General features: G+C 68.9%; 13 protein-coding genes and 1 pseudogene. 10 read left to right on the forward strand and 4 right to left on the reverse strand.

All coding sequences use genetic code 11. The features are described 5' to 3' along the window. Window positions 1–308: 308 nt before the first annotated feature. The 4 genes from DBY63_RS16385 to dadA form a co-directional block, all read right to left on the reverse strand. Complete coding sequence (locus DBY63_RS16385; protein ID WP_007159860.1) at window positions 309–863, reverse strand: cupin domain-containing protein; 555 nt, start codon at window positions 861–863, stop codon at window positions 309–311. Between the two features lie 181 nt (window positions 864–1,044). Further along, on the reverse strand, window positions 1,045–2,115 hold the full coding sequence (alr, locus tag DBY63_RS16390) for an alanine racemase (RefSeq protein ID WP_108581631.1): 1,071 nt from the start codon (window positions 2,113–2,115) through the stop codon (window positions 1,045–1,047). A 93-nt stretch (window positions 2,116–2,208) separates the two neighbouring features. Beyond that, window positions 2,209–2,565: a RidA family protein gene (locus DBY63_RS16395; protein ID WP_027597427.1), complete on the reverse strand. Its 357-nt coding sequence runs from the start codon at window positions 2,563–2,565 to the stop codon at window positions 2,209–2,211. Beyond that, window positions 2,540–3,838, reverse strand: a complete 1,299-nt coding sequence (dadA, locus tag DBY63_RS16400) for a D-amino acid dehydrogenase (RefSeq protein ID WP_108581632.1) — start codon at window positions 3,836–3,838, stop codon at window positions 2,540–2,542. Before dadA ends, DBY63_RS16395 begins: the two co-directional genes overlap by 26 nt. Before the next feature lie 157 nt (window positions 3,839–3,995). Between dadA and DBY63_RS16405 the strand changes: the two genes are divergently transcribed. The 10 genes and pseudogenes from DBY63_RS16405 (at window position 3,996) to DBY63_RS16450 (ending at window position 14,540) form a co-directional block, all read left to right on the forward strand. After that, on the forward strand, window positions 3,996–4,484 hold the full coding sequence (locus DBY63_RS16405) for an Lrp/AsnC ligand binding domain-containing protein (RefSeq protein ID WP_007159864.1): 489 nt from the start codon (window positions 3,996–3,998) through the stop codon (window positions 4,482–4,484). A 67-nt stretch (window positions 4,485–4,551) separates the two neighbouring features. Continuing rightward, window positions 4,552–5,361 (forward strand): class I SAM-dependent methyltransferase, encoded by an 810-nt coding sequence (locus tag DBY63_RS16410; RefSeq protein WP_108581633.1) that lies wholly within the window; start codon window positions 4,552–4,554, stop codon window positions 5,359–5,361. Window positions 5,362–5,504: 143 nt separating this feature from the next. Continuing rightward, window positions 5,505–6,815, forward strand: a pseudogene (locus tag DBY63_RS16415) (FAD-binding oxidoreductase); the annotation flags it as partial. Next, entirely contained in the window at window positions 6,812–8,362 is a 1,551-nt protein-coding gene (locus tag DBY63_RS16420; protein WP_108581635.1) for a phospholipase D family protein, read from the forward strand. The pseudogene DBY63_RS16415 and the gene DBY63_RS16420, both read left to right, overlap by 4 nt. Before the next feature lie 425 nt (window positions 8,363–8,787). Then, window positions 8,788–9,837: a biotin synthase BioB gene (gene bioB, locus DBY63_RS16425; protein WP_007159868.1), complete on the forward strand. Its 1,050-nt coding sequence runs from the start codon at window positions 8,788–8,790 to the stop codon at window positions 9,835–9,837. Window positions 9,838–9,975: 138 nt separating this feature from the next. After that, window positions 9,976–11,151 carry an 8-amino-7-oxononanoate synthase gene (gene bioF, locus DBY63_RS16430; protein WP_027597422.1) on the forward strand — a complete coding sequence of 392 codons (1,176 nt, stop codon included), beginning with the start codon at window positions 9,976–9,978 and terminating at the stop codon, window positions 11,149–11,151. Between the two features lie 7 nt (window positions 11,152–11,158). Then, window positions 11,159–11,884: an alpha/beta fold hydrolase gene (locus DBY63_RS16435; RefSeq protein ID WP_027597421.1), complete on the forward strand. Its 726-nt coding sequence runs from the start codon at window positions 11,159–11,161 to the stop codon at window positions 11,882–11,884. Then, entirely contained in the window at window positions 11,865–12,680 is an 816-nt protein-coding gene (gene bioC / locus DBY63_RS16440; RefSeq protein ID WP_108581636.1) for a malonyl-ACP O-methyltransferase BioC, read from the forward strand. Before DBY63_RS16435 ends, bioC begins: the two co-directional genes overlap by 20 nt. A gap of 5 nt (window positions 12,681–12,685) precedes the next feature. Next, the gene (bioD, locus tag DBY63_RS16445; protein WP_108581637.1) at window positions 12,686–13,357 is read left to right on the forward strand and encodes a dethiobiotin synthase; all 672 of its coding nucleotides are present in this window, start codon (window positions 12,686–12,688) and stop codon (window positions 13,355–13,357) included. A 76-nt stretch (window positions 13,358–13,433) separates the two neighbouring features. Beyond that, complete coding sequence (locus DBY63_RS16450) at window positions 13,434–14,540, forward strand: curlin (RefSeq protein ID WP_108581638.1); 1,107 nt, start codon at window positions 13,434–13,436, stop codon at window positions 14,538–14,540. The last annotated feature ends 37 nt before the right edge of the window (window positions 14,541–14,577 follow it).

Below are 14,577 nucleotides of genomic sequence, written 5' to 3' on the forward strand. Positions count from 1 at the left end.
CGCCCACTCGGACAGCCCCCTCTCCCTCCGGGAAAGGGCTGGGGTGAGGGCCGCCCCAGACACTCACTTCAACGTGGAAAAGGCTGCGCCGTTTTCCACTCTACGCGGACAGAGGAACTCGAGCGCCCACTCGGACAGCCCCCTCTCCCTCCGGGAGAGGGTTGGGGTGAGGGCGCCCCCAGGCACCGGCTTCAACGTGGAAAAGGCTGCGCCGTTTTCCACCCTACGCGGACAGAGGAACTCGAGCGCCCACTCGGACAGCCCCCTCTCCCTCCGGGAGAGGGCTGGGGTGAGGGCCGCGCAAGCGCTTAGAAATTCGCCGGGGTGGTCGCGCTGATCAGCCGGGCGGGGGCTTCGAAGGGATTGCGGAAGCGGTGCGGGCGGCTGCTTTCGAAGTAGTAGCTGTCGCCGGGTTCGAGGATGTGCACCTCGCCGCCCACGGTCAGCTCCAGGCGGCCTTCCACCACCAGGCCGGCCTCCTCGCCTTCATGGGCGTACATCTCTTCGCCGGTGTCGGCGCCGGGCGGATAGGTCTCGTCGAGAAAGGCCAGGGCGCGACTGGGATGGGCACGGCCGACCAGGCGCATGCGCACGGTGTGGGCGCCGCTGGAGATGTCGATGAGCTCATTGGCGCGATAGACCACCTGGGTCGGCGTGTCCTGCTCCAGATCCAGGGAAAAGAACTCCACCAGGGACATGGGAATGCCGGCCAGCACTTTTTTCAGTGAACTGATGGAGGGGCTGACGCTGTTCTTCTCGATCATCGAGATGGTGCTGTTGGTCACCCCGGCACGCTTGGCGAGTTCGCGCTGGGACAGACCCTTGAGGGTACGGATGGTTTGCAGGCGGGCACCGACGTCCAAGGTGGAGAAGACTCCTCGAGCAGGCGGGTGAGACGTGGCCAGGCCACGCGCTGAGGGCGTGCCGTGGCACGGTGTTCAGCATCATGGCAACGCTGTTCGAGATTTACAACACCACGACGGACGCGCGGCTCCCGTGTGGCGCTCGCCTGGCTGCGGCAGCGGCCAGAGGCCCCACCCAGGCCTAGTCGCGATAGCTGCGCGCCACCCGCTTGAGGTTGCACAGCAACTGGTAGGGGATGGTGTCGCAGCGCTCGGCCAGGTCCGCCACCGACACCTGGCGGCCCCAGAATTCCACCTCGCTGCCCACCCCGGCCTGGGGATGATCAGTGAGGTCGACGGTGAGCATGTCCATGGACACGCGGCCGATCAGCTGGCCAGGACGCCCTTCGATGGCCACCGGGGTGCCGTTGGGCGCATGGCGCGGATAGCCGTCGGCATAGCCCAGGGCGACCACCCCGACCCGGGTCGGCCCGGCGGTGACGTAGCGGGCGCCATAGCCCACCGGCTCGCCGGCCGGCAGTTCGCGCACGGCGATCACCCGCGAGGTCAGGGTCATCACCGGTTGCAGGCGTTCGGCGGCGGCCTGGGCCGAGGCGAAGGGCGAGACGCCATAGAGCATCAGCCCGGGGCGCACCCAGTCGCCGGCCGCCTGGGGCCAGCCCAGGGTCGCCGGCGAATTGCGCAGGCTGGTGGGACCGGGCAGGCCCTCGGTGGCCGCGCGGAAGGTGGCGATCTGCGCCGCGGTGGCCGGGCTGTCCGGTTCGTCGGCGCGGGCGAAGTGGGTCAGCTTGACGATGCCGCTGACCTTGCCGCTGGCCAGCAGTCGCCGGTAGGCGGCGGCATAGTCCTGGGGAAAGAAGCCGACCCGGTGCATGCCCGAATCCAGCTTCAGCCAGACCTGCAGCGGCCGCGCCAGGGCGGTCCGCTCCAGGGCCTCCAGTTGCCAGTCGGCGTGGATCACCGTCCAGAGATCGTGCTCGGCGATCAGCGGCAGCTCGTCGATGCCGAAGAAGCCTTCCAGCAAGAGGATCGGCGCGCGGATCCCGGCGGCGCGCAGTTCCAGGGCCTCCTCGATGCAGGCCACGGCGAAGCCGTCGGCCTCGCCCGCCAGGGCACTGGCCACCGCCACGGCGCCATGGCCATAGGCATCGGCCTTGATCACCGCCAGGGCGCGGGCGTCGGAGAGTTCAAGTGCCAGGCGATAGTTCTGGCGCAGGGCGGCGAGGTCGATGACGGCGCGGGCGGGACGCATGGGAGGTCTCGGCAGGGGAAGAGTGAGGGACAGGAGGGCTGGACAACGCCCTCACCCCGGCCCTCTCCCAGGGGGAGAGGGGGAATAGCGGTCTTACGCCTTGACGGCGGCGATGACGTTCATTTCCACCAGGATGTCCGGCTTGGCCAGCTTGGCCTCGACGGTGGTGCGACCCGGGGTGGCGCCCTGGGCGGCCCACTCGTCCCAGGCGCGATTCATGCCCTCGAAGTGCAGGGCGATGTCGCGCAGGAAGATGGTCACCACCAGGATGTGCTGCTTGTCGCTGCCGGCCTCGGCAAGAAATTTGTCGACGTTGGCCAGGGTCTCGCGGGTCTGCTGATAGATGTCGCCGGAAAAGTCGTCGGCCAGTTGGCCGGCCAGGTAGACGGTGCCGTTGTGGATGTTGATTTCGCTGAGGCGGCGATCAGTGTGCAGACGCTGTACGGGCATTGCGCGGGGACTCCTGGGTAGCGGAATAACGGGAGATGTCGAGACCCTCGGCGCTGATCTGCGGCTGCTTGCGGGCGATCAGATCGGCCAGCAGGCGACCGGAACCGCAGGCCATGGTCCAGCCCAGCGTCCCGTGCCCGGTGTTGAGGAACAGGTTGCGATAGCGGGTGGCGCCGACGATGGGGGTCCCGTCCGGGGTGGCGGGCCGCAGACCGGTCCAGAAGCTGGCCCGAGCGAGGTCGCCACCGCGAGGATAGAGGTCACCGGTGATCATTTCCAGGGTCGCGCGGCGGCGCGGATCCAGGTTCAGGTCGAAGCCACATATCTCAGCCATGCCGCCGACGCGGATGCGATCGTCGAAGCGGGTGATGGCGACCTTGTAGGTCTCGTCGAGGATGGTCGAGGTCGGTGCCATGGCGGCATCGACGATGGGCACCGTAAGCGAGTAGCCCTTGAGCGGATAGACCGGCGCACGGATGCCCAGGGGTGCCAGCAATTGCGGCGAATAGCTGCCCAGGGCCAGCACGTAGTGATCGGCGGTGAGCAGTTCGCCATCGACCCTGACGCCGTCGATGCGATCGCCATTGGCGCTGAGTTGCTGGATCTCGGCGCCGAAACGGAATTCCACGCCCAGGCGGCGGGCTTCCTCGGCCAGGCGATTGGTGAACAGGAAGCAGTCGCCGGTCTGGTCGTTGGGCAGGCGCAGGCCGCCGGCCAGCTTGTGCTTGACCGCCGCCAGCGCCGGTTCGACCCGGGCCACGCCGTCGCGGTCGAGCAATTCGAAGGGCACGCCGGAACGCTCCAGGACGGCGATGTCCTTGGCCGCGGCCTCCACCTGCTGCTGAGTGCGGAAGATCTGGGTGGTGCCCAGCTGGCGGCCTTCGTAGGCGATGCCGGTGTCCTGGCGCAACTCGTCGAGGCAGTCACGGCTGTATTCGGACAGCCGCACCATGCGCTCCTTGTTGACCGCATAGCGCGCCGCGGTGCAGTTGCGCAGCATCTGCGCCATCCACAGGTACTGGCTGCTGTCGCCGGTCAGGCGGATGGCCAGGGGCGCGTGCTTCTGGAACAGCCACTTCAGCGCCTTGAGCGGCACGCCGGGCGCGGCCCAGGGCGAGGCATAGCCAGGGGAGACCTGACCGGCGTTGGCATGGCTGGTCTCCAGGGCAGGACCGGCCTGGCGATCGACCACGACCACCTCGAAACCCTGACGGGCCAGATAGTAGGCGCTGGTCGTGCCGATGACGCCGCTCCCCAAAACCAGTACACGCATCGCTAGCTCCTGGCCGGTGAGAGGATTTCGCCGGCTTTCGTCGGAATGAAGGCAGATACGGCAAGTATAGAAAGCCGCTCGCAGTGCTAATCACTGAAGAATTGCCTATATTCGGAGTAATTTTCCGGTAAAGACCCCTTTGGCAGAGACCCCCGCGATGCGTACCCATCACCAGGCCAGACGCGAGCTGGACAAGATCGACCGCAACATCCTGCGCATCCTCCAGGACGATGGCCGCATCTCCTTCACCGAGCTGGGCGAACGGGTGGGGCTGTCCACCACCCCCTGCACCGAGCGCGTCCGCCGGCTGGAGCGCGAAGGCATCATCCAGGGCTACAACGCCCGCCTCAATCCGCAGCACCTCAAGGCCGGGCTGCTGGTGTTCGTCGAGCTGAGCCTGGACTACAAGTCCGGCGACACCTTCGAGGAATTCCGCCGCGCCGTGCTCAAGCTGCCCCAGGTGCTGGAATGCCACCTGGTCTCCGGCGAATTCGACTATCTGGTCAAGGCGCGCATCTCCGAGATGGCCTCCTACCGCAAGCTGCTGGGCGACATCCTGCTCAAGCTGCCCCATGTGCGCGAATCCAAGAGCTACATCGTGATGGAGGAGATCAAGGAGACCCTGAGCCTGCCGGTGCCGGACTGACGGCTGGCGAGCCCGGGGATCACCGTCTAGGCTGCGGGTTTTGCATCGACAGCCAAGGAGGCCGCCCATGGATCCCCACCAGCGTCAGTTCATCACCGCCGCCAATCGCCAGGCCTGGGAGGTGTCGGCGCCGCTGCATGCCCAGGGCGAGGACTGGCAGCGCCTGCTGGAACAGGCTCGCCAACCCGGCTTCTCGGTCCTCGATGCCTGCCTGACCGCCACCCTCACCGCACTGGACATCCGCGGCCTGAGTTGCGCCCAGGTCGGCTGCAACAATGCCCGCGAACTGCTTTCCCTGGCGGCCTTCGGCGCCCGGCCCGCCCTGGGCATCGACCAGTCGCCGGCCTTCCTCGCCCAGGGCGAGCAGCTGGCCGCAGCCGCGGGCCTGGCGCCGCGGCTGATCGCCGCCGACATCTATGCCCTGCCCGCCGGGCTCGGCCAGCACGACCTGGTGCTGATCACCATCGGCGTGCTGAACTGGATGCCGGACCTGCCGGCCTTCTTCGCCGCGGTGCGGGGCCTGCTGGCACCGGGCGGACGCCTGGTGATCTACGAGACCCATCCCTTCCTGGAAGTCTTCGAGCCCCATGCGGACCAGCCGCTGGTGCCGCGCTACAGCTACTTTCGCCGCGACCCGCTGGTCAGCACGGACCTCATCACCTACGACGGCCTGGATCACGGCCAGGGCGCGCCGAGCTACTGGCATATCCATACCCTGGGGGCCATCGTCACCGCCTGCCTGGACGCCGGCCTGAGGCTGCAACGGCTGGAAGAGCATCCGCACTCCAATCGCGAGGCCGACTATGACGGCTACATCGGCCAGACCGCCCAATTGCCGATGAGCTTTACCCTGGTCGCCCAACGCCCGACGGCTTAGAACCTATTCAAAGTCAGCTGCGCGTCGGCCAAACCGCGTCGAACAGACTTTCGGAATGCTCATTTACTCTGTGTAAACTCCGCTTCCTCAAGTCTGTTCTCCTTGTCTGGCTCTAGCTCGCAAGACTTTGAACAGGCTCTCGTCCCTTTCGCCTGCTAAATCAGACGCCGCCTATGCAGCCCCACGCGCCCTCCTACTACGCCGCCACCGCCAATCTGGAACTGGCTTTTCCACCCCTGGAGGGCGAGGTCCAGGCGGATGTCTGCGTGGTCGGCGGTGGCTTTTCCGGGCTCAATACCGCCCTGGAACTGGCCGAGCGGGGCGCCCGGGTGGTGCTGCTGGAAGCCCGCCGCATCGGCTGGGGCGCCAGCGGCCGCAACGGTGGTCAGCTGATCCGCGGCGTCGGCCATGACGTCGAGCAATTCGAGTCGGTCATAGGTGCCGAAGGGGTACGCGAACTCAAGCGGCTGGGCTTCGAGGCGGTGGATCGGGTCCGCCAGCGAATCGCCCGCCACGGCATCGACTGCGCGCTCACCTGGGGCTTCGCCGACCTGGCCAACAAGCCGCGCCACTGGCAGCACCTGCAGGAAGAGCACGCCGCGCTGCAGGCGCTGGGTTACCCCCATCCGCTGCGACTGGTGCCCAAGGCCCGGCTGGCGGAGGTGGTGGGTTCCGAGCGCTACCAGGGTGCTCTGATCGACGAGGGCTCCGGCCACCTGCATCCGCTCAACCTGGCCCTCGGCGAAGCCGCCGCGGCCCGGGCGCTGGGCGTGCAGCTGCACGAAGACAGCCAGGTCACCCGCCTGGAATACGGCCCCCGGGTGCGCGTCCACACTGCCCGCGGCCGGGTCAGCGCCGACACCCTGGTGCTCTGCTGCAACGCCTATATCGACGACCTGCAACCCGACCTCGCCGCCCAGGTCCTGCCGGCCGGCAGCTATGTCATCGCCACCGAGCCGCTCTCCGCCGAGCGCGCCGCGCGGCTGCTGCCGGGCAATCGCGCGGTCTGCGACCAGAACGTGGCGGTGGACTACTTCCGCCTCTCCGCCGACCGCCGCCTGCTGTTCGGCGGCGCCTGCCACTATTCCGGGCGCGATCCCCGGGACATCGCCGGCTATATGAGGCCGAAGATGCTGGAGGTCTTCCCCGAACTGGCGGATGTGCGGATCGACTACGCCTGGGGCGGCATGATCGGCATCGGCGCCAATCGCCTGCCGCAGATCGGTCGGCTGCGCGAGCACCCCAACGTCTTCCATGCCCAGGCCTATGCCGGTCATGGGGTCAACGCCACCCACCTGGCCGGTCACCTGCTGGCCGAGGCCATCCTGGCCCAGTCGGCCGGTTTCGACCTCTTCGCCCGGGTGCCCCATGCGCGCTTTCCCGGCGGTCGCCACCTGAGGTCGCCGCTGCTGGCCCTGGGCATGCTCTGGTATCGCCTCAAGGACAGCCTGTGATCCGCCTGCTCGTCCCCCTGCTGCTGGCGCTGCTGGCCGGCTGCGCCACGTCGCTTCCGCGCCACGCCTCCCAGGTGCTGCCGGTCGCCGGCACCGCCCTGGACAGCCAGGTGCGCGCCGCCGGCGCCGCCCATCCGGGTCTATCGGGACTGCGCCTGCTGGAAACCAGCACCGACGCCTTCACCGCCCGCGCCGAGCTGATCCGCAAGGCCCAGCGCAGCCTGGACATCCAGTACTACATCGTCCACGACGGCCTGACCACCCGACTGCTGGTCAACGAACTGCTCAAGGCGGCGGATCGCGGCGTACGCATCCGCTTCCTCATCGACGACACCAGCAGCGACGGCAACGACTACCAGATCGCCGTGCTGGCGGCCCATCCCAATGTGCAGATCCGCGTCTTCAATCCGCTGCACCTGGGCCGCAGCACCGGTCCGACCCGGGCCCTGGGCCGGCTGGTGGATCTCAACCACCAGCACCGCCGCATGCACAACAAGCTGTGGCTGGCCGACGACAGCGTGGCCATCGTCGGCGGACGCAACCTGGGCGACGAATACTTCGATGCCCGCCCGGAGATGAATTTCACCGATCTCGACCTGCTTGCCGCCGGTCCGGTGGCGCGCCAGCTGGGCACCAGCTTCGACCAGTACTGGAACAGTCCGCTGAGCCAGCCGGCCCGGCGACTGCGCTGGTTCGCCCCCTCACCCACCGCCCTGGTGCGGCTGCGCGCGCGGCTGCATCACTACCTCGACAGCGAACGCACCCGCGACCTGGCGCTGTACAACCGCCTGCGGCGCTACGCCACCGCGCCCCAGCTCGACGGCTGGCTGCAGGAGCTGACCTGGGCCCACGCCCAGGCGTTCTGGGATGCGCCGCGCAAGGTCTTGGCCGAGGACGAACCGGACTGGCAGCTGCTGCTCACCCATCAGCTGCAACCGACCCTGGACGGCGCCCAGCACGAACTGCTGCTGGTCTCTTCCTACTTCGTGCCGATGAATCAGGGGGTCGCCTACCTGGGCGGCCTGGCCGCCCGCGGCGTCGATGTGCGGGTGCTGACCAACGCCCTGGAAGCCACCGACGTGCCCGCCGTGCACGCCGGCTACGCGCCTTATCGCGCGGCGCTGCTGGCCCAGGGGGTCAGGCTCTATGAGTTGCGCGCCCGCCCGGACCAGAAGCGATCCGCGCTGCCCTACAGCTTTGGCGAATCCGAATCCAGTCTGCACAGCAAGGCCATGGCCATCGACGGACGCTGGTCCTTTATCGGCTCCTTCAACTTCGATCCGCGCTCGGTGCTGTGGAACACCGAGGTCGGCATCCTGGTGGACAGCCCGGTCCTCACCGGTCGCCTGCGCCAGCTGATGCTGCAGGGCATGGACCCGAGCGTCTCCTATGCGGTCAAGCGCGTCGAGGATCGCGGGCGGGTGCGGCTGGAGTGGGTCAGCGAACGCGACGGCCAGCCGCGGGTGCTGCACCACGAACCCGGCAGCGCCTGGCGCCGCTTCAACGCCTGGGTGGTCAAGGCGGTGGGGTTGGAGCGGATGCTCTGACGTAGGTTGGGCTGAGCATAGCGAAGCCAACCAGGTCGCTCAGGTTGGGGCTATCGCGGCCATGACGGTCCACCGCTGCGGCCGCTCCTACGGAATATCCGGCTGCTGTAGGAGCAACCGTCTTTATCGCGGCCATGCCGGTGCGCCGTAGCGACCGCTCCTACAGGGAGTGATGCCTTTGTAGGAGCGGCCCATGGCCGCGATTGGCCTTAGTCCTACGACTTACCCCGTACCGAACCCGGTGAAGCTCAACGGACCCGATCCACGCGCCACCGTGTCCCAAACCACACCCCATCAATCTCCCTGCGAAAAATCCGGCAATTGCTCATTTTATGAGCAGTAGTCGACCAGGACTTCGGCTAAGGTCGACCGCATTCATCGGCCCCGCTCCGGCACCCGGCCGTCCTATGCATCGAGGATCTCCCATGAGCGCTACCGCCCTGCGTCACGACTGGACTCTCGCCGAAGTCCGCGCCCTGTTCCAGCAGCCCTTCAACGACCTGCTGTTCCAGGCCCAGGGCGTGCATCGCCAGCACTTCGATCCCAATCGCGTGCAGGTCTCCACCCTGCTGTCGATCAAGACCGGCGCCTGCCCGGAAGACTGCAAGTACTGCCCCCAGTCCGGCCACTACAACACCGGTCTGGAAAAGGAAAAGCTGATGGAGGTGCAGAAGGTGCTGGAGGCGGCCGCCGAGGCCAAGGCCATCGGCTCCACCCGTTTCTGCATGGGCGCCGCCTGGAAGCATCCCTCCGCCAAGGACATGCCCTACGTGCTGCAGATGGTGCAGGGCGTGAAGGCCCTGGGCCTGGAGACCTGCATGACCCTCGGCCGCCTGGACCAGGAGCAGACCCGCGCCCTGGCCGACGCCGGCCTGGACTACTACAACCACAACCTGGACACCTCGCCGGAGTTCTACGGCAACATCATTACCACCCGCACCTACGGCGAGCGCCTGCAGACCCTGGCCTACGTTCGTGAAGCCGGGATGAAGATCTGCTCCGGCGGCATCCTCGGCATGGGCGAGTCGGTGGACGACCGTGCCGGCCTGCTGATCCAGCTGGCCAACCTGCCCGAGCACCCCGAGTCGGTGCCGATCAACATGCTGGTCAAGGTCCAGGGCACCCCACTGGCCGAGGAAAAGGACGTCGATCCCTTCGACTTCATCCGCACCCTGGCGGTGGCGCGCATCCTCATGCCCAAGTCCCATGTGCGCCTGTCCGCCGGTCGCGAGCAGATGAACGAGCAGATGCAGTCCCTGGCCTTCCTGGCCGGTGCCAACTCCATCTTCTACGGCGAGAAGCTGCTGACCACCGGCAACCCCCAGGCCGACAAGGACATGCAGCTGTTCGCCCGCCTCGGCATCCAGCCCGAAGCCCGCGAAGAACACGCCGACGAGGTGCACCAGGCCGCCATCGAGCAGGCCCTGGTGGAACAGCGCAACAGCGAACTCTTCTACGACGCCGCCACCGCCTGACCCCTGTCGTCCCCCTCTCCCCCTGGGAGAGGGCCGGGGTGAGGGTAAACCACCGCCCAACCCGCGCTCCAGACCAACCCCCTCTCCCCTCGGGAGAGGGCTGGGGTGAGGGGCCTTCCAACGCTACCGAGACTCCCCATGGCCTTCGACCTCGCCGCCCGCCTGGCCCAGCGTCACGCCGAGCACCTCTATCGGCGCCGCCCTTTGCTGGAAGCGCCCCAGGGCCCCGAGGTGGTGGTGGATGGCGAGTCCCTGCTGGCCTTCTGCAGCAACGACTACCTGGGCCTGGCCAATCATCCCCAGGTGATCGCCGCCCTGCGCGCGGGCGCCGAGCGCTGGGGCGTGGGCGGCGGCGCCTCGCACCTGGTGATCGGCCACAGCGGTCCGCATCACCAGGTCGAAGAAGCCCTGGCCGACCTCACCGGGCGGCCACGCGCCCTGCTGTTCTCCACCGGCTACATGGCCAACCTGGCAGCCGTCACCGCCCTGGTCGGGCGTGGCGATACCGTGCTGGAAGACCGCCTCAACCATGCCTCCCTGCTCGACGCCGGTCTGCTCAGCGGCGCGCGCTTCGGCCGCTATTTGCACAACGACCCGGCCAGCCTGGCCACGCGCCTGGCCAAGGCCGAGGGCGACACCCTGGTGGTCACCGACGGCGTCTTCAGCATGGACGGCGATCTGGCCGCCCTGCCCGAGCTCTGCGAGGTCGCCCAGCGCCACGGCGCCTGGACCCTGGTGGACGATGCCCACGGCATCGGCACCCTGGGCGCCAGCGGCGGCGGCATCGTCGAGCACTTCGGCCTGGACCAGGGCCAGGTCCCGGTGCTGGTCGGCACCCTGGGCAAGGCCTGCGGCACCGCCGGGGCCTTTGTCGCCGGCAGCGAGGAACTGATCGAGACGCTGATCCAGTTCGCCCGCCCCTATATCTACACCACCAGCCAGCCGCCGGCGGTGGCCTGCGCCACCCTCGCCGCCCTGCAGCTCGTCCGTGAGGAGGGCTGGCGCCGTGAGCTTCTGCACACTTTGATCCAGAGATTCCGCAGGGGCGCGACGGCCCTCGGCCTGGACCTTATGCTCAGCGCCACGCCGATCCAGCCGATCCTGGTCGGCGACAGCGCGCGCGCCCTCGCACTCTCCGCCGCCCTGCGCCGACGCGGGATCCTGGTCACCGCCATCCGACCGCCCACCGTACCGGCCGGCAGTGCCCGCCTGCGGGTGACCCTGACGGCGGCCCATCGCGAAGCGCACGTGGACCTCTTGCTCGACGCTCTGGCCCAGGCCATGGCCGAATTACCGCCTGACGCGGATAAGTGACCGACCAATGCGCGATACCCTGATCTTGCTGCCCGGCTGGGGCCTGGGCAGTGCTCCGCTGGAGCCCCTGCGTGACGAACTCGTCGAGCAGGCACCCTTTCTCGACGTGCTGATCGAGCCGCTGCCGGCCCTGGCCGACACCCAGGACTGGTTCACCGACCTGGAAGCCCGCATCGCCGAAGGCGGCTGGCTGGCCGGCTGGTCGCTGGGCGGCATGCTCGCCAGCGAATTCACCCTGCGCCGCCCCCAGGGCGTGCACGGTCTCATCACCCTGGCCAGCAATCCCTGCTTCGTCGCCCGCGCCGGCTGGCAGACCGCCATGGCGCGCAGCGTCTTCACCGACTTCTTCGAGGCCTGCTCGCTGGATGCCGAGCAGACCCTCAGGCGCTTCACCCTGCTGGTGGCCCAGGGCGCCCGCGACAGCCGCACCCTCGCCCGCCAGTTGCAGGTGACCCTGCCGGAGATCGAGCCCGAGGTGGTCATCGCCGGCCTGGAGTTGCTGGCGCGCCTGGACACCCGCTCCGCCCTGCAGGCCTTCAGCGGTCCCCAGCTGCACCTGTTCGGCGCCCACGACGCCCTGGTGCCGGCCGCGGCGGCCCAAGCCCTGCGCGACGAGCTGCCCAATGCCCAGGTCGAGGTCCTGGAGCACGCCAGCCATGGCCTGCCCCTGGAACGCCCGGACGAGGTGGCCACCCGTATCCGTGAATTCATCTATGCAGGACGCGATGGCTGACGTATTGCCCGACAAGCGCCAGGTGGCGCTGTCCTTTTCCCGCGCCGCCGCGCAGTACGACGGCGCCGCCCTGCTGCAACGCCGGGTCGCCGACGGCCTCTTCGCCCGGCTACACGCTCTAGAGGAGCGAGTCTGGCTTGACCCGCAACGCTGGCTGGACCTGGGCAGTGGCACCGGCTATTGCAGTCGCGCCCTGGCCCGCCGTTATCCGCAGGCCGAAGGCCTGGCCCTGGACCTGGCGCCCGGCATGCTTAGCCATGCCCGCGCCCAGGGCGCCGGGGCCCGGCACTACCTCACCGCCGACGCCGAACGCCTGCCGCTGCGCGCGGAGAGCTGCGATCTCATCGTCTCCAGCCTGGCCCTGCAGTGGTGCCCGGATCTGCCCAGGGTGCTCGCCGAGGCGCGGCGCATCCTACGCCCGGGTGGCGTGCTGGCCTTCAGCAGCCTGGTCGCCGGCACCCTCGACGAACTGCGCCAGAGCTGGGCCCGGGTGGACGACCAGGTGCACGTCAATCGCTTCCGCCCCCAGACGGCCTATGTCGCAGCCGCCCAGGCCAGCGGCCTGCAGCGGCTGACGCTGGAGGTCGCGCCCGAGCGGCTGCACTTCCCCGATCTGCGCGCCCTGACCCAGCACCTCAAGGCCATCGGCGCCCACAACCTCAACCAGGGACGTCCCCAGGGCCTCACCGGTCGCCAGCGCCTGGCCGCCTTCACCCAGGCCTACGAGAGCCTGCGCGAGCCCACCGGCCTGCCCGCCACCTACCAGGTGATCCACGTCCTGCTGCGCAAGGAATGACCCCCATGTCCGCCTACTTCGTCACCGGCACCGACACCGAGATCGGCAAGACCACCATCGCCGCCGGCCTGCTGCACCGGGCCCGGCTGCAGGGTCTCGCCACCGCCGGGGTCAAGCCGGTGGCCTCCGGCTGCGAACGGACCGCCGCGGGCCTGCGCAACGGCGACGCCCTGGCCCTGCTCGGCGAGACCTCGCTGCCGCTCGACTACGCCGACATCAATCCCATCGCCCTGGAACCCGCCATCGCCCCGCATCTGGCAGCCCGCGAAGCCGGCATCGACCTCAGCGTCGCCGCCCTGGCCGCCCCGGTGCGGCGGATCCTGGCGCTGCAGGCCGACTTCACCCTGGTGGAAGGCGCCGGCGGCTGGCGCGTGCCCCTGGCCGGCCGGGAGTCCCTGTCCGATCTGGCCCGCGAGCTGGGTCTGCCGGTCGTCCTGGTGGTGGGCGTGCGCCTGGGCTGCATCAACCACGCCCTGCTCAGCGCCGAGGCCATCCTCGCCGACGGCCTGACCCTGGCCGGCTGGATGGCCAACCTGGTGGCACCGGCCACCCTGCGCCTGGACGACAACCTGGCCACCCTGCACGAACGCCTGCCGGCGCCCTGCCTGGGCACGGTGCCGCACCTGGCCGCGGCTACGCCGGCGGCGGTCGCCGCGCACCTGCGCCTGCCCGGCTGATATCAGTCTTTCGGGCGATGGCCGGTGGGCCAGGCCGGCGGCAGACTGCCCTGTCTGCCGCTGCCGGATCGCCCGAGTGCCTACCTTCAAGTTCCTGACCTGCCTGGGCCTGCTCGGCCTCACCAGCACCACCTGGGCGCTGGACAACCAGACCCGCGTGGAGCAGCGCGGCGAGCGCCTCGGCGCCTTCCTGAGCCAGACGCCGGATACCCGCCAGGGCACCCTGGAGGTCAGCCAGAGCGGTCGTGCCAGCCAGGCCTATCTCACCCAGAGCGCCTCCCAGGGCGACCGTACCCGCGTCGAGCAGGGCGGCGTGGGCAACTTCACCAATGTCACCCAGGCCGCCGGTGGCGCGCGCGAGGTCAGCATCGACCAGGGCGAAGCCAGCCAGAGCCACGCCTATGTCTACCAGGGCCATGGCCAGCGCAATACGGTGGAGATCGTCCAGCGCGGCCTGCTCGACGAAGCCCTGGTGCGCCAGGGCGGTGACGACCAGCGGCTGCGCATCGAGCAGGAGGGCGCGCGCAACGGGCTGAATCTTTTCCAGGACGGTCGCGACAGCGCGGCGCGACTCAGGCAGGTGGGCGAGGATCACGTCCAGGACGTGCTGAGCCTGGGCGCGCGCAACGAGGTCGAGCTGCTGCAGGGTGGCGCCGCCAACCGGGCGGTGGTCGAGCAGCGCGGCGACGACAACCGGGCCGGCGCTCGCCAGGGCGCGCGGCAGCAGGACGTCCAGCTGATCCAGATCGGCAACCGCAACCAGGCGGCGGTGCAGCAGAACGGCCTCGACGCCAGCCCCCAGCGCGTCAGTGCGCGGCAAGTCGGCGACGACAATGCCGTCCAGGTGAATCTGACCGGCCATGGCAACCGCCTCGAACTGCAGCAGCAGGGCAATCGCAACAGCGCCGGCGTCCTGATCGGCGGTGAGGATTCGCGCCTGACCCTGACTACCCAGGGCAACGACAACGAGATCAGTGCGGTCGGGGTGGGCGACAACCTCGAGCTGAGTGTCGAGCAACTGGGCGACGGCCATCTGCTGCAGGCGGGACTGGCCAGCGACGCCCAGGTCAGCGTCAGCCAGCAGGGCGCCAGCCAGTACGCCTCCATCAGTCAGGCCGGTGCGGGCAACAGTCTCGACCTGCGCCAGAGCGGCCAGGGCAATCGGGCGACGATCCAGCAATAGCCGGACACAGGCGGTGACAGGGACTGCTGGTTCTTTG

The organism is Pseudomonas sp. RIT411 (assembly GCF_003057735.2).
In the GTDB taxonomy this organism is placed as follows: Bacteria; Pseudomonadota; Gammaproteobacteria; order Pseudomonadales; family Pseudomonadaceae; genus Chryseomonas; species Chryseomonas oryzihabitans.

What these genes read in the sequence shown, in the direction of transcription:
- bioC (WP_108581636.1), top strand. Translation starts at nt 11,865, where the DNA reads ATGCAGGACGCGATGGCTGACGTATTGCCCGACAAGCGCCAGGTGGCG.
- DBY63_RS16435 (WP_027597421.1), top strand. Translation starts at nt 11,159, where the DNA reads ATGCGCGATACCCTGATCTTGCTGCCCGGCTGGGGCCTGGGCAGTGCT.
- DBY63_RS16410 (WP_108581633.1), top strand. Translation starts at nt 4,552, where the DNA reads ATGGATCCCCACCAGCGTCAGTTCATCACCGCCGCCAATCGCCAGGCC.
- DBY63_RS16405 (WP_007159864.1), top strand. Translation starts at nt 3,996, where the DNA reads ATGCGTACCCATCACCAGGCCAGACGCGAGCTGGACAAGATCGACCGC.
- DBY63_RS16395 (WP_027597427.1), bottom strand. Translation starts at nt 2,565, where the DNA reads ATGCCCGTACAGCGTCTGCACACTGATCGCCGCCTCAGCGAAATCAAC.
- bioB (WP_007159868.1), top strand. Translation starts at nt 8,788, where the DNA reads ATGAGCGCTACCGCCCTGCGTCACGACTGGACTCTCGCCGAAGTCCGC.
- dadA (WP_108581632.1), bottom strand. Translation starts at nt 3,838, where the DNA reads ATGCGTGTACTGGTTTTGGGGAGCGGCGTCATCGGCACGACCAGCGCC.
- bioD (WP_108581637.1), top strand. Translation starts at nt 12,686, where the DNA reads ATGTCCGCCTACTTCGTCACCGGCACCGACACCGAGATCGGCAAGACC.
- alr (WP_108581631.1), bottom strand. Translation starts at nt 2,115, where the DNA reads ATGCGTCCCGCCCGCGCCGTCATCGACCTCGCCGCCCTGCGCCAGAAC.
- bioF (WP_027597422.1), top strand. Translation starts at nt 9,976, where the DNA reads ATGGCCTTCGACCTCGCCGCCCGCCTGGCCCAGCGTCACGCCGAGCAC.